The organism is Streptomyces sp. NPDC003635, from assembly GCF_053587635.1.
The window spans coordinates 1-26127 of sequence record NZ_JBSFOK010000007.1 but is presented as its reverse complement, the minus strand read 5'-3'; the positions used below and the strand labels follow the sequence as shown (position 1 = coordinate 26127).

The window sequence follows — 26127 nt, the reverse complement described above, 5'->3', positions numbered from 1 at the left end:
TGCCAGGTGATGAGCGCGAAGAGAAGGGCGGGAAGCCCGAGGAGCGCGAGAAATCCGAGAAGGGAGGTCGGCCGCCCCGGAACAGGGGGGGTGGTTCCGAGGCGGCCGTCCGGATCGGATGGCCGCGCGCCCCGGGGGGTTTGGGGCGGGCGACTGTCCGATCGGTGAGGAGATCCGGAGCCAGAGGCCCCGTATGTGTGCGCGAGGGCACGACCAGGGCGAAGCTGGGGAGGCCCCGTCCTGATGTCGCCCACAGTCCCCTGTGGGCGGGGTGTATCTCTCATCTGGGTAGAACCTACGACAGGGGGTGCCCCCAAGACAGTCGGATTCGAGTCCCGACAGACACCCCGCACACCTTCTTCACACGCCCTGAACCCGACGGCCCCAGTCCCCCACGCGTGACACGCGTAAGGGCTGGGGCCGGGGTGACGTCAGATACGGGCGAAGGCCTGCTCGATGATGTCGAGGCCCTCGTTGAGGAGGTCCTCACCGATGACCAGCGGGGGCAGGAAGCGGAGCACGTTGCCGTAGGTGCCACAGGTCAGGACCAGCAGACCCTCGGCGTGGCAGGCCTTGGCGAGGGCCGCGGTGGCCTCGGCGTTCGGCTCCTTGGTGGTGCGATCCTTGACCAGCTCGATGGCGATCATGGCGCCGCGGCCACGGATGTCGCCGATGATGTCGAACTTCTCGGCCATGGCGCCGAGGCGGGCCTTCATGACCGCCTCGATGTTCTTCGCCTTGGTGTTGAGGTCGAGCTCCTTCATCGTCTCGATGGAGCCGAGCGCACCGGCGCAGGCCACCGGGTTGCCGCCGTAGGTGCCGCCCAGGCCGCCCGCGTGCGCGGCGTCCATGATCTCGGCGCGGCCGGTGACGGCGGCGAGCGGCAGCCCGCCCGCGATCCCCTTGGCGGTGGTGATCAGGTCGGGGACGATGCCCTCGTCCTCACAGGCGAACCACTGGCCGGTACGGCAGAAGCCCGACTGGATCTCGTCGGCGACGAAGACGATGCCGTGGGCGTTCGCGAACTTCACGAGCTCCGGCAGGAAGCCCTTGGCCGGCTCGATGAAGCCGCCCTCGCCGAGCACCGGCTCGATGATGATCGCGGCCACGTTCTCCGGGCCGATCTGCTTGGTGATCTGGTCGATGGCCTGCGCGGCGGCCTCCGGGCCCGCGTTCTCCGGGCCGGTCGGCCAGCGGTAGCCGTAGGCGACCGGGACACGGTAGACCTCGGGCGCGAACGGACCGAAGCCGTGCTTGTACGGCATGTTCTTCGCGGTCAGCGCCATCGTCAGGTTGGTCCGGCCGTGGTAGCCGTGGTCGAAGACGACGACGGCCTGGCGCTTGGTGTACGCGCGGGCGATCTTGACGGCGTTCTCGACGGCCTCGGCGCCCGAGTTGAACAGCGCGGACTTCTTGGCGTGGTCACCCGGGGTGAGCTCGGCGAGGGCCTCGGCGACCTCGACGTAGCCCTCGTACGGCGTGACCATGAAACAGGTGTGGGTGAAGTCGGCGAGCTGCGCGGAGGCGCGGCGTACGACGGCCTCGGCGGAGGCGCCGACGGAGGTCACGGCGATGCCGGAGCCGAAGTCGATGAGGCGGTTGCCGTCGACGTCCTCGATGACGCCGCCGCCCGCGCGCGCGGTGAACACCGGCAGCACGGAGCCCACGCCCTGCGCGACCACGGCGGTGCGGCGGGCCTGAAGCTCCTGCGACTTCGGGCCGGGGATGGCGGTGACGACGCGGCGCTCCTGCGGAAGGTCGGTCATGAGGGGCTCCTGGGGGTTTTGCGGATGCTTGTCTTCTCTTTTCTCGCAGGCTAGGACGGGGAGCGGGGGGTGGGCATGCTCCATGTGGGCGTTGTCGGCGCGCCCGGTTGTCCGTGGTGGACATAGCCGGAGTTCGGCTCCCTCCCGCGTGCCGGGGCCGCCAACGGTGAACTCCCCTTGCCGGGGCGTTAGATTGGCTCCCGCTGACGACGGTGGACGGAACGGCTGGTCAGGGGGCAAGGGCGATGGACAGCGACGGGACGCAGGACGCGCGGGGCACGCATGCGACGCCTGTGCCGCGATCACGCTCCGCCGTTCCGCCGATGCCCGCGACGCCGCCCAGGCCGGACGGGTCGGCGTTCCTGACCTGGCTGCGCACCTCCCGCCCGGAGGCGCTGCCCGGGGTCTGGCGGTTCGGGCACCGGCCGCGGCCCGAGGAGGAGCCCGAGCGAATCCCCGGACGGCAGCTGCTGAGCGGGGCGCTGATCGCGTTCCTGGTGGGCTGGCTGGTCTGGTCGCTGCTGTGGAACGGCTACCTCGGCGGCTGGTGGGTGCTGCCGCTGGAGCTGTTCACCCCGGACTCCTGGCGCGAGAACAACGACCGCGTCGGCAACGCGATCCTCTGGTACAGCTACTACACGCTGATCGCCCTCGCCATCATGATCGCGGTGGGGCGGCTCGGCCGCTGGGGCGAGGTCTGGCGCCGTTACGGCCCGCCCTCCTGGAATCGCGGGGCACCCGCCGCCGAGCGCCCGCCCGCCCCCGAGCAGGACCCCGCCGAGTGGCCGCAGCTCCGGGCCGCCGGGGCCGTCGACGCCGCCGAGCGGCTGGCCACCGAGGCCAAGGCCGGGCTGATGAGGGACGTCGACCACGCCCGGATCACCCGCGCCTGGCAGGGCGTGCGCACCGGCCGGCACTCCCTCGCCACGTTCACCGGCGCGGTCCTCAAGGACGGCGCCGCCGCCTGTCCCCACCCCTCCGGCGAGCGCGACCTGCCCGCCCGGCAGGCCCGGCACGACCTGGTCACCGGCCAGGTCCGGCTCGGCACCACCGCCGACGACACCCGCAACCCCTATGCCTACCGCGGCACCGGCCTCGCCCTCGGCCCCGACCTGCTCGGCACCTCCCTGCTCGCCGTAGGCCCGGCCGGCGCCGGCAAGACCGGTACCGTCGTCCGCCCGCTCGCCGAGTCCCTGTGCCTGCACGCCCTCGCCGGACGCGCCGCCGTCGTGGTGGTCGGCGCCGCGGGCGCCGCGCTCGGCCCGGCCGACGCCTACGACGTCGTCGTACGCATCGGGAATCCCGAGTCCGTGTACGACCTGGACCTGTACGGCGGGACCACCGACCCCGACGAGGCCGCCGCCGTACTGGCCGAGGCGCTGGTCGGGGACCTCGCCGATCCGCACCCCGGGAGCGACAGCCGCCGCTCGACGACCGTGCTGGCGCAGCTGCTCGGTCCGTTCCGGGCGGTGCACGGGCGTTTCCCGTCCGTCCCGGAGCTGCGCCAACTGCTCGACGGCGCGCCCGGGCCGCTCGCCGCGCTGCGCACCGCGCTGGAGGGCTCGGGGCAGGAGTCGCTGCTGCGGGAACTGGACGCGCGGGAGCGGCAGCTGGCGCATCCCGGCGATGTCGGGGGAGTGCTCGCCGACCGGGTGGCGCTGCTGGACCGGCCCGCGTTCGCCGGGTTCTTCGACACGTCGGGACAGTCGCGGCCGTTCTCCCTCAAGGCCCTCGACCATCCCGTGCGGGTCCGGATCGACCTGCCCGCGCGCGGGCACGCGGACGCCTCGCGGATGCTGGCGCGTCTGGTGCTCGCCCAGTTCACGGCGAGCGTCGCCGTGCGCGAGGACCGGTCGCTGTTCGCCTGTCTGATCCTGGACGACGCCACCGGCGTGGTCACGCCCGAGGCGGTCCGGGGCATCCAGCGGCTGCGGTCCGGGAACGCCGGGGCCGTGCTCACCCTGCGCAGCCTCGACGACGTGCCCCGGCCGCTGCGCGGGCCGCTGCTCGGGGCCGCCGGATGCCGGATGGCGCTGTCCGGTCTCACGCCGTGGGACGGGCAGGACTTCGCCGAGGTGTGGGGCAAGGAGTGGACCGAGGCGCGGGACGTAACCGACCGGCAGATCATCGCCGAGACGCCCGCCGGGAAGGCGCTGCACGCCGTGCGCCGGGTAATCACCGGCAAGGCGCCCACCGCCCGGGCCGTCACCGTGCGGCAGGTCGAGCGGGAGCGCTGGTCGGCGTCCGAGCTGGCGCACGCGGTGCCGCCGGGGCACGCGGTGCTGTCCCTGACCAGCGTGCGGGGCGAGCACGCGCCGCCGCTGCTGGTGGATCTCCGGCAGTGACCTCTCGGGGAGTGACTGCTCGTCCGTACGGTGCGGCAGAATCGGCATAGGCTGTTCATACACGGCGGCCAAATGATCACGACGATCACACTGACTTCACCGACCTGAAGGCCTCATGCCCCCCACGCTCGCCTCGCTCGTCCACCACTCCGCGCTCAAACTGACCGTGCGTGCGGGCGAGGACCGTCTGGACGTGCCCGTCCGCTGGGCGCACGTCAGCGAGCTCGCCGACCCCGTCCCCTACATGGAGGGCGGGGAGCTGCTGCTGATCACCGCGCTCAAGCTGGACGCCGAGGACCCCGAGGCGATGCGCCGCTATGTGAAGCGGCTGGCCGGCGCCGGGGTCGTCGGACTCGGCTTCGCCGTCGGGGTGAACTACGAGGACATCCCGCAGGCCCTGGTGGAGGCGGCCCGGCAGGAGGGACTCCCGCTGCTGGAGGTGCCGCGGCGCACTCCCTTCCTCGCCATCAGCAAGGCGGTGTCGGCGGCCATCGCGGCGGACCAGTACCGGGCCGTGACGGCGGGGTTCGCCGCCCAGCGCGAGCTGACCAGGCAGGCGCTGGCGGAGGGGCCGGAAGGGCTGCTCGCCGCGCTCGCCTCGCAGGTCGACGGCTGGGCCGCGCTCTACGACGCCTCCGGCGCCGTCGTCGCCACCGCCCCGGACTGGGCGGGCCGCCGGGCCGCGCGGCTCACGGCGGACGTGGAGCGGCTGCGGGAGCGCCCGGCGCCGGCCTCCTCGGTGGTCGGCGGGCCGGGGCCCGACAACGAGGACCGGGTCGAGCTGCACTCCCTGGGCACGGGACGGCGGCCGCGGGCGGCGCTCGCCGTCGGCACGGCGGCGGCCCTCGGCACCGCCGAGCGGTACGCCGTCCACTCGGCCATCGCCCTGCTCACCCTGACCACGGAACGCTCCCGCTCCCTGCACGCGGCCGAGCAGCGGATCGGCGCGGCCGTGCTGCGCATGCTGCTCGCCGGGGAGCCGGACCACGCCCGGGCTGTCGCCGGGGGCCTGTACGGCGAGCTCCTGGACGCCCCCTTCCGGATGATCGTCGCGGAGTCGGTGGCGGTGTCGGCGGCGCTGGCCTCGGTGGAGCCCGCCGAGCCGCTCCAGGCCACCGCCAAGCCGTCGGCGGCGGCCCTCGCGGCGGCCTCCGACAAGCACGGCGATCCCCTCGGAGCGCTCGCGGAGGTCGTGGAGTCCGCCGCCGCGCGGGCCGGGGAGGCCGTGCTGGTCGTACCGGACGGTGAGCGCCTGGTGGTGCTGGCCTCCGACGGCGGGGCCGCGGTCGCCGCCTGCGCGCAGTACGCGACGGCGCTGGAGGGGGCGCGGGCGGGAGCGGCCGTACGGGAGGCGGAGGACGACGAACTCGTCGTCGGGCTCTCGGCGCCGTCCGGACCGATCGCCGCCGCCGGGGCGTACAAGCAGGCCGAGCAGGCGCTGTCGGTGGCGCGGCGGCGGGGGCGGGTCATCGTGGAGCACGAGCAGCTGGCGGCCGGTTCGGTGCTGCCGCTGCTCGCGGACGACGCGGTACGGGCCTTCGCGGACGGGCTGCTGCGGGCGCTGCGCGAGCACGACGCGACCGGCCGCGGCGATCTGGTCGCCTCGCTGCGGGCGTGGCTGTCCCGGCACGGCCAGTGGGACGCGGCGGCGGCGGACCTCGGCGTCCACCGGCACACCCTGCGCTACCGGATGCGTCGCGTGGAGGAGATCCTCGGCCGCTCCCTGGACGACCCGGACGTACGGATGGAGCTGTGGCTGGCGCTGAAGGCGACGTCGGCGGAGTAGACCTCGGGGGAACAGCCCACTCCATTCCGTAGTGCGCCCGCCCGCCACTACTACGGCTCGGACAAACGCCCCGCGGCCGCCGCGCCCCTACCGTGGACGAACCAGGAACACCACCGCCAACCACGGAAGGGCCGGGATTCGCACATGCCCCAGGAAACGAATGTGGGGGCCACCCACGCCTTCTGGCTCGCCGGCCGCCAGGTCACCGGCGAGGACACCTTCGATGTCACCTCTCCGTGGGACGGCCGGGTCGTCGGCAAGGTGAGCGTGCCGACCGACGCGCAGGTCGAGAAGGCCGTGGCCGCCGCGTACGCCGTGCGGGACGAGTTCGCCGCCACCCCGGCGCACGTACGGGCCGCCGCCCTGGACCACGTCAGCCGCCGGCTCGTCGAGCGCACCGAGGAGATCGCCCAGCTGATCTCCGCCGAGAACGGCAAGCCGATCAAGTGGGCCCGCGGCGAGGTCGGCCGCGCGGTGTCCGTGTTCCGCTTCGCCGCCGAAGAGGCCCGCCGCTTCAACGGCGGCGAGGCACAGCGCCTCGACACCGACCTCGGCGGCCAGGGCCGGCTGGCGCTGACCCGGCGCTTCCCGAAGGGCGTCGTGCTCGGCATCGCGCCGTTCAACTTCCCGCTGAACCTGTGCGCCCACAAGGTCGCCCCCGCGATCGCCGCCGGTGCGCCGATCATCCTCAAGCCGGCCCCGGCCACCCCGCTCTCCGGCCTGATCATCGGCGACCTGCTCGCCGAGACGGACCTGCCCGCCGGTTCCTGGTCGATCCTGCCGGTCGCCAACGACAGGATGCCCGCCCTCGTCCAGGACGAGCGGCTGCCGGTGATCTCCTTCACCGGCTCCGAGAAGGTCGGCTACGCCATCATGGACTCGGTGCCCCGCAAGCACTGCACCCTGGAGCTGGGCGGCAACGGCGCGGCGGTCGTGCTCGGTGACTGGGCGAGCGAGGAGGACCTGGACTGGGCCGCGACCCGGATCGCGACCTTCTCCAACTACCAGGGCGGCCAGTCCTGCATCTCCGTGCAGCGCGTGATCGCCGACGCCTCCGTCTACGACCGGCTGCTGCCGCGGATCGTCGCCGCCGTCGAGGCCCAGGTCACCGGTGACCCCTCCGACGACAAGACCGACGTCGGCCCGCTGGTCAGCGAGGACGCGGCCAAGCGCGTCGAGGCGTGGGTCCAGGAGGCCGTCGAGGCGGGCGCCACGCTGCTCGCGGGCGGCAAGCGCGACGGCGCCTCCTACGCGCCGACCGTCCTGACCGACCTGCCCGCCGGCGCGACCCTGGCGTGCGAGGAGGTCTTCGGCCCGGTGCTGTCGGTGCAGAAGGTCGACGGCGAGGCCGAGGCGTTCGCCGCGGTCAACGACTCCAAGTACGGCCTCCAGGCGGGCGTGTTCACTCACGACCTTCAGGCCGCCTTCCGCGCCCACCGCGCGCTGGAGGTGGGCGGCGTGGTCGTCGGCGACGTGCCCTCCTACCGCGCGGACCAGATGCCGTACGGCGGCGCCAAGCAGTCCGGTGTGGGCCGCGAGGGCGTGAAGTTCGCGATGGACGACTACACCTACGAGCGAGTCCTGGTCCTCACCGGCCTCGCCCTCTGACCGACCTGCCACGGACAGGTCGGAGGCACGGCCGCAGCCCACTGTGCGGGGGCTGCGGCCGTCGCCGTACCGCGGGCCATGACCCAGCGCATGGGGGAACTCGACGGCACGGGAACTTCCCGGCGCAACCCCTGGTTAATGGGAACCGTTTTCATATAAGCTGGCGGTGACGCGATCGTCGTCCCCGAAGGGGCCCGGCGCCGATGCCTTCCGGCGCCGGGCCCCTTCCTGTACGTCGGCCTGGTCCGGACCCTCAACCGGAGAAGCCGACGTGCGCGAGCCGCAGCGGGCCGCGCAGTCCGAGGTGGACGTCGTGGATGCCCTCGGCCGTGAACTGTCCGGTCAGCTCGGTGTAGTCGTAGGGGCCGCCCTCGGCCTCCGCCGTCAGCACCGCCCGCGCCGGGCCGCCGTCCAGTGACACCTCCACGGTTCCCGTGCCCGCCACCGTCGCCGTCACCCGGGTGACGCCCGATCCGAAGTCGCAGGTGGTGTAGAGCAGTTCGCCCGCTCGGTCCCCGGCCGGGGTCACCGCGTCGCCCCTCGCCCTCGCGCGGTCGACGATCGCGACGCCGCTCTGCTCGTCGAAGTCCGCCGCGTCCAGGCCCTGTTCCCGGACCGCTCGCGGCGGCACGGGCGCTCCGTCGAGGATCACCGTCGTCCGCAGCCGTATGTCCTCGCTGGAGCCGCCCGCCAGGACGTCGTACGGACCGGGGTCGACGTGCGGGCGGCCGTGCGCCACGTCCCAGAACTCGAAGCACCTCAGCGGGAGTTCGAAGGTCAGCTCGACGCGCTCGCCCGGGGCCAGCGTGACCCGGCGATGGGCCACCAGCTCACGGCGCGGGCGCGGCACCGACGGGTCCACGGCCCGGGTGTAGACCTGGGCCACCTCGTCGGCCGGCCGGTCGCCCGTGTTGGTCACCGTGAACGCCACGCGCACCCCGTCCGGCGTCGGCCGCGCGGCGAGGTCGCCGTACGAGAAGGACGCGTACGACAGGCCGTGCCCGAAGGGGTAGAGAGGGGTGCCCTCGAAGTACAGGTACGTCTGGCGGCCGCCGATCACGTCGTAGTCGAGAAGGTCCGGCAGGTCGGCGTCGCTCGCGTACCAGGTCTGCGGGAGGCGCCCGGCGGGGGAGACGTCACCGGCCAGGATCCGGGCCAGCGCGGTGCCGGCGGCCTGTCCGCCGTGGGCCGTCCAGAGCACGGCCGCCAGGGAGCCCGGTTCGACGGCGTACGGGTAGGCCGAGACCAGCGCCAGCACGGTGCGCGGGTTGGTGGCGCGCGCCGCGCGCAGCAGGCGGTCCTGGTGGACGGGGAGCGCGAGGGTCGTACGGTCCTCGGTCTCGCGCCCGTTGATGTGCGGGTCGTTGCCCGCGACCACCAGCACCACGTCCGCGCCCGCCGCCGCCCGGGCCACCGCCTCCTCGCCGCGCTCGACCACGACCAGCTCGAAGACCTCCGGATCCGCCTCGGCAACCTTCACGCCGTCGGCGGCGACCGAGACATGACGACCCGTACCGATGTGCCGGAGGAGGTGTCCCCTGCCGTGCGGTTCCAGCCGGAAGGTCTCCTGGACCACCCAGCCGCCGGGCTGGTCGGCGGCGGCGCGGACATAGCCGTCCTCGGCGACCGAGAGGTAGCGGCCGTCCGGAGCGCGCAGGGTCAGCACCCCCTCGCCCCAGTCCACCAGCGCCAGTTCGGTGCCGACGGTCTCCGCGGTCAGGGGCGGCAGATCGGTCCGCCCCGCGAGCAGCGCCGGGTCCAGGGCGCCCTCCGCGCCGCGCACCTCGTCGGCGGCGTCGGCGGCGGGGGCGTACAGGAACCGGCCCGCCGAAGTCCTCAGCAGGACCCGGTCCACGCCCTCCGCGAACTCGACGCGCTCAGCGCCGAACCGCTCGTACAGGCCCTCCAGCGGGGTGGAGCGATGGAGGAGGGTGCCGCTGTACCAGTCGAGCTTGCACTCGTCGGCGAGCAGGCCCACCACCGCGATCCGGCTGCCCGGGGCCAGCGGCAGCACCCCGTCGTTGCGGAGCAGCACAACCGCCTGCTCGGCCGCCTCCTGGGCGAGGGCGCGGTGTTCGGGGGTGTCGAAGGCGCCCGGCTCGTCGTACGCGCCGGAATCGAACTCGCCGAGCCGGAACCGGACCGACAGCTGGCGCCGGACCGCCGTGTCGATGTCGGCCTTGGTCAACAGCCCCTGCTCGTAGGCCCTCCTCGCCCGCCCGACGATCTTCGAGCTGTCCGTGCCGTGGTCCGTGAAGCTGTCGACGCCCGCCCGGAGCGCGGCGGCCGTCGCCTCCTCGTGGGTGTCGAAGTAGTGCTCGGAGTCGACCAGGTTGGAGGGAGCGCCCGCGTCCGAGCAGACCAGCAGGTCCTCCTCGGTCCAGGTGCGCAACTGCTCGCGCAGATACGGCGACACGTGGTTGGGGCGGCCGTTGACCAGGTTGTACGCGGGCATCACCCCGGCCACCGCGCCCGCCTCGACCGTCTCGCGGAACGCGCGCAGGTCGTACTCGTGCAGCACGCGCGGGCGGACCGAGGAGGACGAGGTGTCACGGTTCGTCTCGTTGTTGTGGGCCAGCCAGTGCTTGAGCACCGGCGCGGTGCGCCAGTACCTCGGATGGTCGCCGCGCAGACCCCAGGTGTACGCGGTGGCGATGGCCGAGGTCAGCTTCGGGTCCTCGGAGTAGCCCTCCTCGCCCCGCCCCCACAGCGGGTGGCGCAGCAGATTGACGGTGGGCGACCACACGTTCAGGCCGACGCGCTCGTCGCGGGCGCGCATCGCGCGGGTCTCCCGGGACACCGCCTCGCCGATCCGGCGCACCAGCTCGGGGTTCCAGGTCGCGCCGAGCCCGACCGCCTGCGGGAAGACCGTCGCCGGGCCCATCCAGGCCACGCCGTGCAGCGCCTCCTGTCCGGTGCGGAAGGCGGCCATGCCGAGCCGCTCGACGGCGGGGGCGAACTGGTGCAGGAACGCCGTCTTCTCGTCGAGGGTGAGCCGCGCCAGCAGGTCGTCGACGCGCTTCGCGACCGGCAGTCGCGGATCACGGAACGGAGGCGCGGGCGGCGTGGGTGAGGTCACGTGGGGATCCCTTGCGATGGCAGCGACGGCGGCGCTTTCGAAGCGCTTCGATGCTCATTCGACGCGGGCCCGGGTGTCAAGACGTGCACCACTTCCGAGTCGACATTTTCAAGTGGCGTGGGAGTCCCGGCGTCCGCGCACACCTTCGAGGAATCTTGGGGGCGGCCCTTGTGCACCCCCCGGTGTTCACTTAACCTCGCAGCAACTTCGAAGCGCTTCGACACGGTGGATCGTCGAAGCCTCGCTTCAGCTCGGCCAGTTCCACTTACGACACCGCAGCCGACGGCCCACCGCCGGGTGTCCAGGTGCGCCACGAAGGGTTGACGCAATGACGCCGAACGCCTCCTCCGCAGCCTCCGCACCCAGCCGGAGAAGCTTCCTCGCCTCCTCGGCGGTCGCCGCCGCAGCGGTGGCGGGCGGAATGCCGCTGCTCGCCGCGTGCGGCGGCTCGGACAACGGCTCGCGCGAAGGCACCACCTCGGGCAAGGACGCCGAGAAGATCCTGCCGGCCTACGTCGCCGGCCATGTCGTCGTGCCGGACATCGCCGCCAAGAACGGCTCGGCGGTCGGCTTCACCAGCAAGCTGGACCTGGCCACGCTCAAGACCTCCGTGCCCAAGAAATTCGGCAAGGGCGGCAAGGTCACCGTCATGTCGCCGTTCTGGGGCTCCCCGCCCAAGGGCGACAACGCCTACTACAAGGCGATGAACGACCTCATCGGCGTCGAGGTCGTCTGGCGGAACCAGGACGGCAACACCTACGACCAGAAGCTCGGCGCGGTTCTCGCCTCCAGTGACATCCCGGACGTCGTGGTGGTCCCCGGCTGGAACATGGGCGGCAAGATACCCAGCGCCATCGTCAGCAAGTTCGCCGACCTCGGCCCCTACCTCTCCGGTGACGCCGTCAAGGAGTACCCGAACCTCGCGGCGATCCCCACGGACGCCTGGCAGCGCTCCATCTTCGGCGGCAAGCTGCGCGGTCTGCCGATGCCGGCGCCCTGGGCCCCCAGCATGGTGCCCCTGTACCGCCAGGACATCTTCGACGCGGAGGGCTACGAAGTCCCCACGTCCTGCGCCGAGTTCCTCGCGCTGGCCAAGGACATCACCAACGCCAAGGCCAAGCGCTGGGCGTGTCTGGACATGAAGTGGACCGCCTTCCAGGCCTTCGGGGTCCTCTCGGGCAGCGAGAAGCCGCTCGGCTGGAACATGGTCGACGGCAGGCTGATCAACCGCATCGAGACCGACGAGTACCTCGAGGCGCTGGAGTGGTCCCGCAAGCTCTTCGCCGCCGGGGTCGTCCACCCCGACTCCGAGATGGGCAAGAACGCCCCCGACCCCGGACCCAAGTTCGCCTCGGGCCAGTTCCTCATCTACCCGAACAACATCTCGCAATGGTGGAGCCGTACCGCCGAACAGGCCGCCCAGAACCCGGACTTCAAGATCTGGGGCATGGACGTCTGGGGCCACGACGGCGGCAACCCCACGATGTGGGCCGAACAGCCCGCCGGGATCTTCGCCTTCGTCAACAAGAAGGCCTCCGAGTCGGTCGTCCGCGAGGTGCTCGCCGTCGCCAACGTCACCGCGGCGCCGTACGGCACCAAGGAGTACATGATGACCAACTACGGCGTGGAGGGGACCCACTACACCGTCAAGGACGGCGTCCCCACCAAGACCGACCAGGGCAACATCGACGTGCTGAACGCCTACGTCATGGTGGCGAGCCCGGCCGCGACCATCGCCCACCCCGACTTCCCCGAGGTCGCCAAGGGCCAGGTCGAGTGGCAGCAGCGGATGGGCGCCTTCACCAGGAAGTCCTCCTTCTACGGCATGCAGATCACCGAACCGAGCCGCTACACCAATCTCTCCAACGACTTCGAGCAGCTGGAGGACGACATCGTCCGCGGCCGCAAGAAGGTCGGTGACATGCAGCAGGCGGTCTCCGACTGGAAGAGCAAGGGCGGCGACAAGCTGCGCGACTGGTACCGGCAGATCCTCGACGAGAACGGCTCCGCGGCCAACTGACCCGGCACCACAGCGAGGAGACGGCCGTGTCCCACAGCACGGTGCCTCGGAGCACGGCCGAGGCCGACACGACGGAGAAGCTCCCGGTGGCGTCCGGCGACGTCACCGGGTCCGGCGGCACACCACCCTCGGGACGACCGAGGCTGCGGCACAGGTTCGCACGCGACCGCGTCCTGCTGCTGATGACGATCCCCGCCCTCGTCCTGGTCCTGCTCTTCAACTACGTGCCGATCCTCGGCAACGTGGTCGCCTTCCAGGACTACGACCCCTACATCAGCGAGAACGGCGTCGTCTCCATCCTGAACAGCCCCTGGGTGGGCCTGGAGAACTTCCAGCGGATCTTCAAGGACTCCTCGTTCTGGCAGGCGGTCCAGAACACCCTGGTGCTGTTCTTCCTCCAGCTCGTGCTGTTCTTCCCGATCCCGGTCCTGCTCGCGCTGCTCATCAACAGCGTGGTCAGGCCCCGGGTGCGGGCGATCGCGCAGGCCGTGCTCTATCTGCCGCACTTCTTCTCGTGGGTGCTGGTGATCGCGGTCTTCCAGCAGCTGCTCGGCGGCGCCGGGCTGCTCTCCCAGCTGTTGCGGGACCACGGGTACGACGGGCTCGACATCATGACCGACCCGAGCACCTTCAAGTTCCTGGTCACCGCGCAGGCCGTGTGGAAGGACGCGGGCTGGGGGATCATCGTCTTCCTCGCCGCGCTGGCCGCGGTCAGCCCCGACCTGTACGAGGCCGCCGCGATGGACGGCGCGAACCGCTGGCGCCGGATGTGGCACGTCACCCTGCCCGCGCTGCGGCCGGTGATCGCGTTGCTGCTGGTGCTGCGCGTCGGCGACGCGCTGACCGTCGGCTTCGAGCAGATCCTGCTGCAACGCGACGCCGTGGGACCGGGCGCGGCGGAAGTGCTCGACACCTTCGTGTGGTGGAACGGCGTCCGCAACCAGGACTTCGGCTACGCGGCCGCCGCCGGGCTCGTCAAGGGCGTCATCAGCATCGGACTCGTCCTCGCCGCGAACAAGGTGGCCCATCTGATGGGCGAGCAGGGGGTGTACAAGAAATGACCGCGGTCATGGAGAAGCCGGCGGAGCGGCCGGTACGGCGCCTCTGGGCCGCCCCGCCCCGGCCCGTCTGGGAGGAGGAGCCGACGAAGGCCGGCCTGGCGGGCAAGGCGCTGGTGCTCGGGATCGCCTGCCTCGCGATCCTCTTCCCGCTGTGGATCGTCGTCGTCACCAGCCTCTCCTCCCGCGAGACCATCGACGAGGCCGGTGGTCTCGTGATGATCCCCCAGGACGTCACCTTCATCGCCTATCAGGAGCTGCTGAGCGGCGGGCAGGTCACCCGGGCGGCGATCATCAGCGTGCTGGTCACCCTGGTCGGTACGGCGTTCTCGATGACGGTGTCCGTGCTGTGCGCGTACGGGCTGTCCCGCAGCGGGTCGCTCGGCCACCGCTGGATCCTGATGACCCTGCTGGCGACGATGTTCTTCAGCGCCGGTCTGATCCCGACGTATCTGCTGGTGCAGACCCTCGGACTGACCGACAGCTATCTCGCGCTGATCCTGCCGAGCGCCATCAGCGTCTTCAACATCCTGGTGCTGCGCGGGTTCTTCATGGGGATCTCGCAGGAGCTGACCGACAGCGCGCGGATCGACGGCGCGGGCGATGTCCGGATCCTTTGGCAGATCGTCATGCCGCTGTCCCGGGCCGTCATCGCGGTGATCACGCTGTTCTACGCGGTCGGCTACTGGAGCGCGTGGTTCAACGCCTCGCTGTACCTCAACGACCAGGACATGATGCCGCTGCAGAACGTGATGATCCAGCTGGTGCAGAAGCAGGAGGCGCCGGTGGGTCTCGGGCAGGCCATCAAGACGGGACAACTGTCGGGGCTCGCCGTGCAGATGGCCGTCATGGTGATGGCGCTGCTTCCGGTGGCCGTGCTGTCGCCCTTCGTCCAGCGGCACTTCAAGAAGGGCATGCTCACCGGTGCGGTCAAGGGCTGAGGGCACCTGGGAACCCGCCCCGGCCGCCCGCTGGGAGGACGCTTTTCTCAGCGGCAACGGCCATCACGGCGCCCTTGTGTTCGGCGATCCGAACGACGACCGTGTCATCGTCACCCAGCACACCCTCGTCCGCCCCAACGGCAGCGAGCACGCCCGTCCCCCGGAACTGGCCGCCCGGCTCAGGGAGGTCCAGGACCGGTTGCTCGCGGGTGACACCACCGCCGCCGAGGATTTCACCTACGGACGCCCCCTCCAGTGGGTACAGCCGTTCCACCCGGCCTTCCGGACCCGACTGCGCAGGCCTCCCGGCGAGACCCACGGCTACCGCCGCCGCGTCGACTTCACCACCGGCGAGACGACCGCCGAGTGCGCCGACTGGACCAGCCGGGTCTTCGTCTCCCGCGCGGACGACGTGATCGTCCAGCGGGTCACCACGGCGGGCCCGCGCCTCGACATCTCCCTCGACCACCGTCTGCCCGGCGCCCCCGATCGCCTGGGCGTCGGCCACAGCGCGCTGCTCACCCCCGACGGCGCCCTGCTCGGCCTGCGCGCCCGCTACCCGGACAGCGAGCGCGCGTACACCGGCGTCACCCTCGTCGTCGTCGACCGGGGCACCCCGTCGCTCGTGCCACCCGGCCTCCGCGTCGAGGGCGCCGCCTCCGTGCTGCTGCTCACCCGGGTCCGACGGCACACAGGGGAGATCGACGTCCGCCAGGAGGGCCACGCCCTGCGCGCACTGCTCCCCGCCGTCGAACGGCCGTACGAGGCTCTCCTGGCCCGGCACACGCACCTGCACCGGACCGCCTACGAACGCGTCACCCTTGACCTCGCCGCCGACCCGGAAGAGCGCGCCCTCCCCGGCTCGGAACTGCTCAAGCGGCCCCGGAGCGCGGCCCTGCTGGAGCGCCTCTTCGCGGCCGGTCGCTACCACCTGCTGTCCAGCAGCGGCCTGTGCCCACCCCGCCTGGTGGGCCTGTGGACCGGGGAGTGGAACACCGCCTGGTCCGGCGCCTTCACCGCCAACGCCAACCTCAACCTCCAGACCGCCTCCGCCGTCGCCGGGGCGCTCCCCGAGGTCACCGAGGCCCAAGCGGCGCTGATCCGCCGCCAGTTGCCGCACTGGCGGGAGAACGCCCGCGCGATCTTCGGCGCCCGGGGCGTCGTCGCGCCGACGCACACCGACGGCGAGTCCGGCCACACCTGCCACTACAGCCGCGAGTACCCCCTCCACCTGTGGACCGCGGGCGCCGACTGGCTGCTCAAGCCTCTCGTCGACCACGACGAGACCCGCGGCGCGCGAGACCCCGAGACCGGCGCGTGGCTCGCCGAAGTCGCCAGGTTCTACGAGGACTTCCTCACCCGCACCGACGACCAGGGCCGGCCGGTCGTCGTCCCCTCCTACTCGCCCGAGAACCGTCCCGCCCACGCGAGCTGGGGGACCCTGAACGCCGCCATGGACCTCGCCGCGGCCCGGCACGCCCTGCGCACCGCCGCCGAGTACCACCCCGAGCACGCACACCCCTGGCGCGCCCTCGCCGACCGGCTTCCCCCGCACCGCGTCAACGACCGGGGCGCCCTGGCCGAATGGGCCTGGCCAGGCCTGGAGGACCGCTACGACCACCGGCACCTGAGCCACCTCTACGGCGTCTGGCCGCTCGACGAGATCAACCCCTACGACACCCCCGACCTCGCCGGCGCCGCCCACCGCGCCCTCGAACTGCGGGGACCCGAGAACGACTCCGCCCACGGCCACCTGCACCACGCCCTCGTCGCGGCCCGCCTGCGCGACGGCGAACGCGTCGCCCACGCCCTCGGCCAGGTCCTGGACGGCGACTTCTTCCACGCCTCCCTGATGAGCGCGCACTACCCGAACCGCGACGTCTACAACGCGGACGCGGCCCACGCCCTGCCCGCCGTGCTGATCGAGGCCCTCGTCCAGTCGACCCCCGCCCGGCTCGTTCTGCTGCCCGCGCTGCCACGGGCGTACCCCCAAGGCGAACTCCGGGGAGTCCGTACCCGGTTCGGGGCGGTGGTCGACCTCGACTGGGCCCCGGCGGGGGCGACCGCGGTGATCCACCCCAGCCGCTCCGTCCGCGTCGAGCTCAGGACTTCCACCGGCACGAGACCGCTCGACCTCGTCGCCGGAGAAGACCACGTCCTCGCCCCGGGGACGTGGTAGCTCCCCGCACTCCCCCCACCCATGGAAGGGACACCATGGCAACAACCCGCACGCTCGGCCGCCTCACCAAGGCCCTGCTGGCCCCGGCGCTCGCCCTGGGCGCCACCGTCGGCCTCGCCTCCGCCCCCGCCCACGCCGCCGTCTGGAGCTCCTGCGACCAGTGGGGCAACACGACCCTGAACGGCTACACGCTCTACAACAACATCTGGGGCTCCGGCGCGGGCAGCCAGTGCGTCTGGGCCAACTCCGGCACCAACTGGGGCGTCTGGGCCAACCACCCCAACACCGGGGGCATCAAGTCGTACCCGAACAGCAAGAAGGTGGTCAACCGGACGATCACCTCCCTCGCCTCGCTGACCAGCAGCTACAACGTCACCGTCCCGTCGTCCGGCGCCTACAACACGTCGTACGACATCTGGGACACGGACTACGACTACGAGATCATGCTGTGGGTCAACCACAACGGCGCCGTCGGCCCGCTCGGCACCTCCCAGGGCTCGGTGACGCTCGGCGGGCACACCTGGAACGTCTACAAGGGCGACAACGGCGCCAACGAGGTCTTCTCGTTCCTGCGGACCTCGGACTCCAGCTCCGGCACGGTGAACATCAAGCCGATCCTCACCTGGATATCGAACACCAAGGGCTGGATGTCGAGCGGCGAGACCATCGGGGACGTCCAGTTCGGCTACGAGATCACCTCGTCCTCCGGCGGCCTGGACTTCGTCACCAACAACCTGACGGTCAGCAGCAGTTGACCAGGTGAGGTGCGGCCGGTCCCTCCCCTACGGGACCGGCCGCACACGTCATTCCGCGATCGGCAGCCGCGCTTCGTCCCGCAGGAACAGCGGGATCCGGTCCAGCGGCGCGTCGACCGTCACGCGGGCACCGCCCTCGTAGGTCTGCCCGGTCCACGCGTCCGTCCAGCGCGCGCCCGCCGGGAGACGCACCGTCCGGGCCGTGGCCCCCGCCGTCAGCACCGGTGCGACCAGCAGATCCCGGCCGAAGAGGTAGGCGTCGTCGACGGACCAGCACGCCGGGTCCTCGGGGAACTCCAGGAACAGCGGCCGCATCACCGGCAGCCCCTCCTCGTGCGCCTCCCGCATGACGTGGAGCACGTACGGCTTCAGCCGCTCGCGCAGCCGCAGGTACCGCTCCAGGATCGCGCCGGCCTCCTCGCCGTACGACCAGACCTCGTTGGGGCCGCCGGTCATGTCCGGGCCCAGCGGCATACCGGGGTCGCGGAAGCCGTGCAGGCGCATCAAGGGGGACAGCGCGCCGAACTGGAACCAGCGGACCATGACCTCGCGGTAGGCGGGGTCCTCGGGATCGCCGCCGTGGAAGCCGCCGATGTCGGTGTTCCACCAAGGGATGCCGGAGAGGGCGGTGTTGAGCCCCGCCGCGATCTGGCGGCGCAGGGTGGGGAAGTCGGTGCCGATGTCACCGGACCACAGGGCGGCGCCGTAGCGCTGACTGCCCGCCCACGCCGAGCGGTTCAGGGTCACGATCTCGGTCTCGCCCGCCGCGGTCAGGCCCTCGTGGAAGGTGCGGGAGTTCTCCGCCGGGTAGAGGTTGCCGACCTCCAGACCCGGGCCGGCCCAGTACCGCAGGTTCTCCGGGAAGCCGGGCTTCAGCTCCGGCTCGCAGGCGTCCAGCCAGAAGGCCGTGATGCCGTACGGGTCGAAGTAGTTGGCCTTCACCCGGGACCACACGAACTCCCGGGCGTCGGGGTTCGTGGCGTCGTAGAACGCGACCTGCACGGTGGAGGCCACCTCCTTGTCCGGCCAGTCGGCGTGCGCCATCGGACCGTACTGGGTGCCGATGAAGTGGCCGCGCTGCTCCATCAGCGAGTGGTTCTCGGACAGCGGGGACACCGAGGGCCAGACGCTGACCACCAGCTTCACACCCAGCTCGGTCAGCTCCCGGACCATCGCCCCCGGGTCCGGCCACTCCTTCGGGTCGAACTTCCACTCGCCGAGGTGCGTCCAGTGGAAGAAGTCGCAGACGATCGCGTCCAGGGGCAGGCCCCGCCGCTTGTACTCCCGGGCCACGGCGAGGAGTTCGTCCTGGGTGCGGTAGCGCAGCTTGCACTGCCAGAAACCGGCCGCCCACGCGGGCAGCATCGGCGTACGGCCGGTCACCGCGCTGTAGCGGCGCTGGGCGTCGGCCGGGTCGCCCGCGGTGATCCAGTAGTCGATCTGCCGGGCCGAGTCCGCCACCCATCGCGTGCCGTTGTGCGCCAGCTCCACGCGGCCGATTGCCGGGTTGTTCCACAGCAGCGTGTAGCCGCGGCTGGAGACGAGCACCGGGATGCCGACCTCGGCGTTGCGCTGGACCAGGTCCAGCACCAGGCCCTTCTGGTCCAGGCGGCCGTGCTGGTGCTGGCCGAGGCCGTACAGCCGCTCGTCGTCGTAGGCGGCGAAGCGCTGCTCCAGGCGGTGGTGGCCGCCCCCGACGGCCGTGTACAGCCGCGGACCCGGCCACCAGAAGTGCGCGCGCTCCTCGGCGAGCAGCTCCCCGCCGTCCCCCGTGCGCAGGAAGCGGAGCCGGCCCTCGGCATCGATGTCAACGGTCAGCGATCCGACGGTCAGCCGTCCCCGGCCGTCCTCGATCTTGACCGTGGAGGGGGTGGCGGGAGCCTCGTCCAGCAGGGCCCCCGGGAGGCCGTCGAGGACCGGGCCGCCGAGCCGGGCCCGCACCCGCACCGCGTCCGGCCCCCAGGGTTCGACGCGGACGGTCTCCTGACGCCCGCTCCACTCCAACGCCCCGTCCCGCTCGCGGAACATGCCGACGGTGGGGGAGGACTGCGCCAGGCTGACCTTGGCTTGGGTTCCGGCAGGCTGATTCACGAGGCGTACTCCTGAACGATGACAGGGGGAAGCCGCCCCCGCGGGGGCCGCACGGGGCGTACTGATCAGGAAGCGGCCGGTCCCGAGCTCGCCCGGACCGTCAACTCGGGTGCGATAAGGACGACTTCGGCCTCGCCCCGCCCGTCCAGCTTGGCGACCAGGTGTTCCACGGCCCGCCGTCCCATCTCCTGGGCCGGGATGGACACGGAGGTCAGCCGCACCGAGGCCTGGGTGGCGACCTGGTCCGGGCAGATCGCGACCACCGACACGTCCTCGGGCACGGCACGGCCCTGCTGGCGCAGCAGCGCGAGCAGCGGCTCCACCGCCGCCTCGTTCTGCACGACGAACCCGGTGGTGCCCGGGCGTTCGTCGAAGACGCGGGCGAGGGTGACGGCCATGGCGTCGTAGCCGCCCTCGCACGGCCGGTGCAGCAGCCGTACGCCCAGCTCCTGGGCGCGCGAGCGCAGTCCGTCCAGGGTGCGCTCGGCGAAGCCGGTGTGGCGTTCGTAGACCGCGGGGGCCTCGCCGATGACAGCGATGTCCCGGTGCCCGAGCGTCGCCAGATGCTGCAGACACAGCGCGCCGGTGGCCCGGAAGTCCAGGTCGACGCAGGTCAGCCCGGAGGTGTCGGCGGGCAGTCCGATGAGCACGGAGGGCTGGTCGGTGTCGCGCAGCAACGGCAGCCGCTCGTCGTCGAGTTCGACGTCCATGAGGATCATCGCGTCGGCGAGCCCGCTGCCGGTGACCCGGCGCACGGCGTCGGGGCCCTCCTCGCCGGTGAGCAGCAGGACGTCGTAGCCGTGCGTGCGCGCGGTCGTGGCCACCGCGATGGCGATCTCCATCATCACCGGCACGTACATGTCGGTGCGCAGCGGGATCATCAGCGCGATGATGTTCGACCTGCTGCTGGCCAGCGCCCGGGCCCCCGCGTTCGGGTGGTAGCCGAGCACGCGGATGCTCTGCTCGACCCGCTGCCGGGTGGACTGGGAGATGGACCGCTTGCCGCTGAGGACATAGCTCACCGTGCTCGCCGAGACTCCGGCGTGCTGGGCGACCTCGGCGAGGGTGACCATCCGCTCTCCAAGCTTTGTGAAGCGCTTCGACAGAGCGCACGATGAACAGGGGCGGGTGAGGGTGGTTCGACAGTAGCTGTAGCGGGGGTGGGTGTCCATAGGCTGTCGAAGCGCTTCGACAGTCAATCTCCCCCGCGCAATTCCATCAGGATCGGCCGAACGGCCGCGCGCGGGGTGGTGGGGTGACCCGGAATCGGGTACATACGATCGGGTAGAACCCGTCGGTAACCAAACGGCCCATGATCCCGATTCGCGGCGAGGTGGTCCTCATGTCCGCAACACCCGTCAAACCCACCGTCACCGAACGTGAGGCCCGCCAGGTGGCGGAGGCGGCCCGTGAGCAGGACTGGCGCAAGCCGAGCTTCGCCAAGGAACTGTTCCTCGGCCGCTTCCGCCTCGACCTCATCCATCCCCACCCCATGCCGACCGACGAGGCCGCCCAGCGCGGCGAGGAGTTCCTCGCCAAGCTGCGCGACTTCATCGAGACGAAGGTCGACGGCGCCCTGATCGAGCGCGAGGCCCGCATCCCCGACGAGGTCGTGGGCGGCCTCAAGGAGCTCGGCGCCTTCGGCATGAAGATCGACACCAGGTACGGCGGCCTCGGCCTCACCCAGGTGTACTACAACAAGGCCCTCGCCCTGGCCGGCTCCGCCTCCCCCGCGATCGGCGTGCTGCTCTCCGCCCACCAGTCGATCGGCGTCCCCCAGCCGCTCAAGCTGTTCGGCACGGACGAGCAGAAGGAGCGGTTCCTGCCGCGCTGCGCCCGCACCGACATCTCCGCCTTCCTGCTCACCGAGCCGGACGTCGGCTCGGACCCGGCACGCCTCGCCGCCTCCGCGGTGCCGGACGGGGACGACTACGTCCTCGACGGGGTGAAACTGTGGACCACCAATGGAGTGGTTGCCGACCTCCTCGTCGTCATGGCCCGGGTGCCGAAGTCCGAGGGCCACAAGGGCGGCATCACGGCCTTCGTCGTGGAGACCAACTCGCCCGGTGTCACCGTCGAGCACCGCAACGCCTTCATGGGCCTGCGCGGCATCGAGAACGGCGTCACCCGCTTCCACCAGGTCCGCGTCCCGGCGGCCAACCGCATCGGCCCGGAGGGCGCCGGCCTGAAGATCGCGCTCACCACGCTGAACACCGGACGCCTGTCGCTGCCCGCGTCCTGCGTGGCGGCGGGCAAGTGGTGTCTGAAGATCGCCCGTGAGTGGTCGGCGGCGCGCGAGCAGTGGGGCAAGCCGCTCGCCCACCACGAGGCCGTCGGTTCCAAGATCTCCTTCATCGCGGCGACCACCTTCGCCCTGGAGGCCGTCCTCGACCTGTCCTCGCAGATGGCCGACGAGGACCGCAACGACATCCGGATCGAGGGCGCCCTCGCCAAGCTGTACGCCTCCGAGATGGCCTGGAAGATGGCCGACGAACTCGTCCAGATCCGCGGCGGGCGCGGCTTCGAGACGGCCGAGTCGCTCGGGGCGCGCGGCGAGAAGGCGGTCCCCGCCGAGCAGATCCTGCGCGATCTGCGCATCAACCGCATCTTCGAGGGCTCGACGGAGATCATGCATCTCCTCATCGCCCGGGAGGCAGTCGACGCCCACCTCTCGGTCGCCGGCGACCTCATCGACCCCGACAAGTCCCTCCAGGACAAGGCGAAGGCGGGCGCGAACGCGGGCGTGTTCTACGCCAAGTGGCTGCCGAAACTGGTCGCGGGTCAGGGGCAACTGCCCTACTCGTACGGCGACTTCAAGCACGGAGTCGACCTCTCCACGCATCTGCGCTACGTCGAGCGCACCTCCCGCAAGCTCGCCCGCTCCACCTTCTACGCCATGTCCCGCTGGCAGGGCCGAATGGAGAGCAAGCAGGGCTTCCTGGGCCGGATCGTCGACATCGGCGCGGAGCTGTTCGCGATGAGCGCGGTCGTCGTCCGCGCCGAGCACCTGCGCTCCCAGGGCGAACACGGCCGCGAGGCCTATCAGCTCGCCGACGCCTTCTGCCGGCAGTCCCGCCTGCGCGTCGAGGAGCTCTTCGGCCGCCTGTGGAGCAACACCGACGACCTCGACGGCAAGGTCGTCAAGGGCGTCATGTCCGGCACCTACACCTGGCTGGAGGAGGGCATCGTCGACCCCTCCGGCGACGGCCCCTGGATCGCCGACACCACCCCCGGCCCGAGCCAACGGGAGAACGTCCACCGCCCGATCCGCTGAGCGGTGACCGACAGGGTGTTCCCCTCGCCACCGACGCGAGGGGGACGCCCTGTCCTTCCGGACATGCGTTGCGGCAACAATGGGAGCATGAGCGACTCTCCAGCCCCCCGAGGGCGCGGGCCGGAAGCCCCGTCTGCCCCGCGACGCCATGCACGCACTCTCGGCGCACCGGGCACCGACCCAAGTACATCCAGTACGAGGGTCAGCGCCCGGCACCCCGAGAGCACGCGCCTGGCGCCGCAGGCCCCGCCCTCCGGGCGGACGACGGGGCTTCCGGCCCGCGCCCTCGCCGACCCGCACCTGGTCTACGACCCCGTCGCGGGAGACGGTCCCAAGGACGTGGTGATCCTCGGCTCCACCGGGTCGATCGGCACCCAGGCCATCGACCTCGTGCTGCGCAACCCCGGCCGCTTCCGGGTCACCGCGCTCTCCGCCAACGGCGGCCGCGTCGCCCTCCTCGCCGAGCAGGCCCACCGGCTGAAGGTCCGCACGGTCGCGGTCGCCCGCGAGGACGTCGTACCCGATCTGCGCGAGGCGCTCAGCGGTCTGTACGGCGCCGGAGAGCCGCTGCCCGAGATCCTCGCCGGGCCCGACGCGGCCACCCAGGTCGCCGGCTCCGAGTGCCACACCGTGCTGAACGGCATCACCGGCTCCATCGGCCTCGCCCCGACCCTCGCCGCCCTGGAGGCCGGCCGCACCCTCGCGCTCGCGAACAAGGAGTCGCTCATCGTGGGCGGCCCGCTGGTCAAGGCCCTCGCCAAGCCCGGCCAGATCATCCCGGTCGACTCCGAGCACGCGGCGCTGTTCCAGGCGCTCGCCGCGGGCACGCGCGCGGACGTGCGCAAACTCGTCGTGACCGCCTCCGGCGGCCCCTTCCGCGGCCGGACGAAGGAACAGCTGGCGCACGTCACCGTCGAGGACGCCCTCGCCCACCCCACCTGGGCCATGGGTCCGGTGATCACGATCAACTCCGCGACCCTCGTCAACAAGGGCCTGGAGGTCATCGAGGCGCACCTCCTCTACGACATTCCCTTCGACCGCATTGAGGTGGTCGTGCATCCCCAGTCGTATGTCCACTCGATGGTCGAGTTCACGGACGGTTCCACGATGGCCCAGGCGACGCCCCCCGACATGCGCGGGCCGATCGCCATCGGTCTGGGCTGGCCCGAGCGCGTCCCGGACGCGGCGCCCGCCTTCGACTGGAGCAAGGCCTCGACGTGGGAGTTCTTCCCGCTCGACAACGAGGCGTTCCCCTCGGTGAACCTCGCGCGGCACGTGGGCGAGCTCGCGGGCACGGCCCCGGCGGTGTTCAATGCCGCCAACGAGGAGTGCGTCGACGCCTTCCGGGCCGGCGCGCTGCCGTTCAACGGGATCATGGAGACCGTCACCCGCGTGGTGCAGGAGCACGGCACCCCGGTGACGGGAACCTCACTCACCGTCGCGGACGTCCTCGAAGCGGAGACCTGGGCGCGCACCCGGGCCCGGGAACTGGCGGCACAGACGGCGGAGGCCCGTGCATGACGACCTTGATGTTCATCCTCGGCATAGTGGTCTTCGCCGTCGGGCTGCTGTTCTCGATCGCGTGGCACGAGCTGGGGCACCTGTCCACCGCCAAGCTCTTCGGCATTCGCGTGCCCCAGTACATGGTCGGCTTCGGCCCGACCCTCTGGTCGCGCAAGAAGGGCGAGACGGAGTACGGCGTCAAGGCCATCCCCTTCGGCGGCTACATCCGCATGATCGGCATGTTCCCGCCCGGTCCCGACGGACGGCTCGAGGCCCGCTCCACGTCGCCCTGGCGCGGCATGATCGAGGACGCCCGCGAGGCCGCGTTCGAGGAGCTCAAGCCGGGTGACGAGACCCGCCTCTTCTACACGCGCAAGCCGTGGAAGCGGGTCATCGTGATGTTCGCGGGCCCGTTCATGAACCTGGTCCTCGCCATCGGCCTGTTCCTCACCGTGCTGATGGGCTTCGGCATCTCCCAGCAGACCACCAGCGTCAGCTCGGTCTCCCAGTGCGTGATCGCGCAGAGCGAGAACCGCGACGAGTGCAAGAAGTCCGATCCCGCCTCCCCGGCCGCCGCGGCGGGCCTGAAGGCCGGGGACAAGATCGTCTCCTTCGCCGGCGTCCGCACCGACGACTGGAACAAGCTCTCCGACCTGATCCGCGCCAACCCCGGCAAGCAGGTGCCGATCGTCGTCGAGCGGGGCGGCGAGCAGGTCACCCTGACGGCGAAGATCGCCACCAACCAGGTCGCCAAGAAGGACTCCAGCGGCCAGATCGTTCAGGGCGAGTACGTCACCGCGGGCTTCCTCGGCTTCAGCGCCGCCACCGGCATCGTCAAGCAGGACTTCGGCGACTCCGTGACCTGGATGGGCGACCGGGTGGGCGACGCCGTCGACTCCCTCGCGGCCCTGCCCGGCAAGATCCCGGCCCTGTGGGACGCGACCTTCGGCGACGGGGAGCGCGAGGCGGACTCACCGATGGGTGTGGTCGGCGCGGCCCGGGTGGGCGGCGAGATCTTCACCCTCGACATCCCCGCCTCCCAGCAACTGGCGATGGCGGTGATGCTCGTCGCGGGCTTCAACCTCTCCCTGTTCCTGTTCAACATGCTCCCGCTGCTGCCGCTCGACGGCGGCCACATCGCGGGCGCGATGTGGGAGTCGCTGCGCCGGAACGTCGCCAGGGTCCTGCGCCGTCCCGACCCGGGCCCGTTCGATGTGGCGAAGCTGATGCCGGTGGCCTACGTGGTGGCCGGGATCTTCGTCTGCTTCACCCTGCTCGTGTTGATCGCGGACGTGGTCAACCCGGTGAGAATCTCCTAGTCGTACGGAGTTCACCGCAGCGGGCACACGGCGTTTTCGACGGCCGGGGACCATGGGTTCCCGGCCGTCACGCAATCGGTGGGTTTGCCGACGGGATGTGCTTCGACGATCGCCCGTGCCGTAATCTCGAAGCCTGGAGCCCGGCGCTGACGGGACCGGACCTTGATCCACGACTTGGGGTTGCACAGCAGATGACTGCGATTTCTCTCGGCATGCCGTCCGTTCCGACCAGGGTTGCCGAGCGTCGGAAGAGCCGGCAGATCCAGGTGGGCACGGTCGCGGTGGGCGGCGACGCCCCGGTCTCCGTCCAGTCGATGACCACGACCCGTACGTCGGACATCGGCGCGACCCTCCAGCAGATCGCCGAGCTGACGGCGTCCGGCTGCCAGATCGTCCGGGTCGC

General features: G+C 71.5%; 16 protein-coding genes. 12 read left to right on the top strand and 4 right to left on the bottom strand.

Features of this window, described 5'->3' with window-relative positions; translation table 11 throughout:
• Positions 1–431: 431 nt before the first annotated feature.
• Positions 432–1766 carry a 4-aminobutyrate--2-oxoglutarate transaminase gene (gene gabT, locus ACWDRW_RS08985; protein ID WP_451721629.1) on the bottom strand — a complete coding sequence of 445 codons (1335 nt, stop codon included), beginning with the start codon at positions 1764–1766 and terminating at the stop codon, positions 432–434.
• A gap of 245 nt (positions 1767–2011) precedes the next feature.
• On the opposite strand from gabT, the gene ACWDRW_RS08980 reads away from it, so the two are divergent.
• The 3 genes from ACWDRW_RS08980 (at position 2012) to ACWDRW_RS08970 (ending at position 7505) form a co-directional block, all read left to right on the top strand.
• A complete protein-coding gene (locus tag ACWDRW_RS08980; protein WP_451721628.1) occupies positions 2012–4111 on the top strand; it encodes an ATP-binding protein in 2100 nt (699 codons plus the stop codon).
• Between the two features lie 115 nt (positions 4112–4226).
• The gene (locus tag ACWDRW_RS08975; RefSeq protein ID WP_451721627.1) at positions 4227–5897 is read left to right on the top strand and encodes a PucR family transcriptional regulator; all 1671 of its coding nucleotides are present in this window, start codon (positions 4227–4229) and stop codon (positions 5895–5897) included.
• Positions 5898–6059: 162 nt separating this feature from the next.
• Positions 6060–7505 (top strand): aldehyde dehydrogenase family protein, encoded by a 1446-nt coding sequence (locus ACWDRW_RS08970; RefSeq protein ID WP_451721809.1) that lies wholly within the window; start codon positions 6060–6062, stop codon positions 7503–7505.
• A gap of 253 nt (positions 7506–7758) precedes the next feature.
• On the opposite strand, the gene ACWDRW_RS08965 is transcribed toward ACWDRW_RS08970, so the two are convergent.
• Complete coding sequence (locus tag ACWDRW_RS08965; protein WP_451721626.1) at positions 7759–10584, bottom strand: glycoside hydrolase family 3 C-terminal domain-containing protein; 2826 nt, start codon at positions 10582–10584, stop codon at positions 7759–7761.
• Between the two features lie 328 nt (positions 10585–10912).
• On the opposite strand from ACWDRW_RS08965, the gene ACWDRW_RS08960 reads away from it, so the two are divergent.
• The 5 genes from ACWDRW_RS08960 to ACWDRW_RS08940 are packed head-to-tail and all read left to right on the top strand — an operon-like array spanning position 10913 to position 17537.
• Positions 10913–12604, top strand: coding sequence for an extracellular solute-binding protein (locus ACWDRW_RS08960; protein ID WP_451721625.1), 1692 nt, complete (start codon positions 10913–10915; stop codon positions 12602–12604).
• A 26-nt stretch (positions 12605–12630) separates the two neighbouring features.
• Positions 12631–13665 (top strand): ABC transporter permease, encoded by a 1035-nt coding sequence (locus tag ACWDRW_RS08955; RefSeq protein WP_451721624.1) that lies wholly within the window; start codon positions 12631–12633, stop codon positions 13663–13665.
• Positions 13662–14603, top strand: a complete 942-nt coding sequence (locus tag ACWDRW_RS08950; RefSeq protein ID WP_451721623.1) for a carbohydrate ABC transporter permease — start codon at positions 13662–13664, stop codon at positions 14601–14603. Before ACWDRW_RS08955 ends, ACWDRW_RS08950 begins: the two co-directional genes overlap by 4 nt.
• Positions 14587–16782 carry a glycosyl hydrolase family 95 catalytic domain-containing protein gene (locus ACWDRW_RS08945; RefSeq protein ID WP_451721622.1) on the top strand — a complete coding sequence of 732 codons (2196 nt, stop codon included), beginning with the start codon at positions 14587–14589 and terminating at the stop codon, positions 16780–16782. Before ACWDRW_RS08950 ends, ACWDRW_RS08945 begins: the two co-directional genes overlap by 17 nt.
• A gap of 35 nt (positions 16783–16817) precedes the next feature.
• Positions 16818–17537: a glycoside hydrolase family 12 protein gene (locus ACWDRW_RS08940; RefSeq protein WP_451721621.1), complete on the top strand. Its 720-nt coding sequence runs from the start codon at positions 16818–16820 to the stop codon at positions 17535–17537.
• 48 nt (positions 17538–17585) lie between these two features.
• On the opposite strand, the gene ACWDRW_RS08935 is transcribed toward ACWDRW_RS08940, so the two are convergent.
• Positions 17586–19628: a glycoside hydrolase family 31 protein gene (locus ACWDRW_RS08935; RefSeq protein ID WP_451721620.1), complete on the bottom strand. Its 2043-nt coding sequence runs from the start codon at positions 19626–19628 to the stop codon at positions 17586–17588.
• A gap of 65 nt (positions 19629–19693) precedes the next feature.
• The gene (locus ACWDRW_RS08930; protein ID WP_451721619.1) at positions 19694–20701 is read right to left on the bottom strand and encodes a LacI family DNA-binding transcriptional regulator; all 1008 of its coding nucleotides are present in this window, start codon (positions 20699–20701) and stop codon (positions 19694–19696) included.
• Between the two features lie 269 nt (positions 20702–20970).
• On the opposite strand from ACWDRW_RS08930, the gene ACWDRW_RS08925 reads away from it, so the two are divergent.
• From ACWDRW_RS08925 to ACWDRW_RS08910, 4 genes are all read left to right on the top strand, one after another.
• A complete protein-coding gene (locus ACWDRW_RS08925) occupies positions 20971–22902 on the top strand; it encodes an acyl-CoA dehydrogenase family protein (RefSeq protein ID WP_451721618.1) in 1932 nt (643 codons plus the stop codon).
• Positions 22903–22989: 87 nt separating this feature from the next.
• The gene (dxr, locus tag ACWDRW_RS08920) at positions 22990–24423 is read left to right on the top strand and encodes a 1-deoxy-D-xylulose-5-phosphate reductoisomerase (RefSeq protein ID WP_451721617.1); all 1434 of its coding nucleotides are present in this window, start codon (positions 22990–22992) and stop codon (positions 24421–24423) included.
• Positions 24424–24431: 8 nt separating this feature from the next.
• Positions 24432–25724: a M50 family metallopeptidase gene (locus tag ACWDRW_RS08915; RefSeq protein WP_451721808.1), complete on the top strand. Its 1293-nt coding sequence runs from the start codon at positions 24432–24434 to the stop codon at positions 25722–25724.
• A gap of 191 nt (positions 25725–25915) precedes the next feature.
• Positions 25916–26127: flavodoxin-dependent (E)-4-hydroxy-3-methylbut-2-enyl-diphosphate synthase (locus ACWDRW_RS08910; protein ID WP_451721616.1), on the top strand; the 212-nt coding region annotated here is incomplete at its 3' end.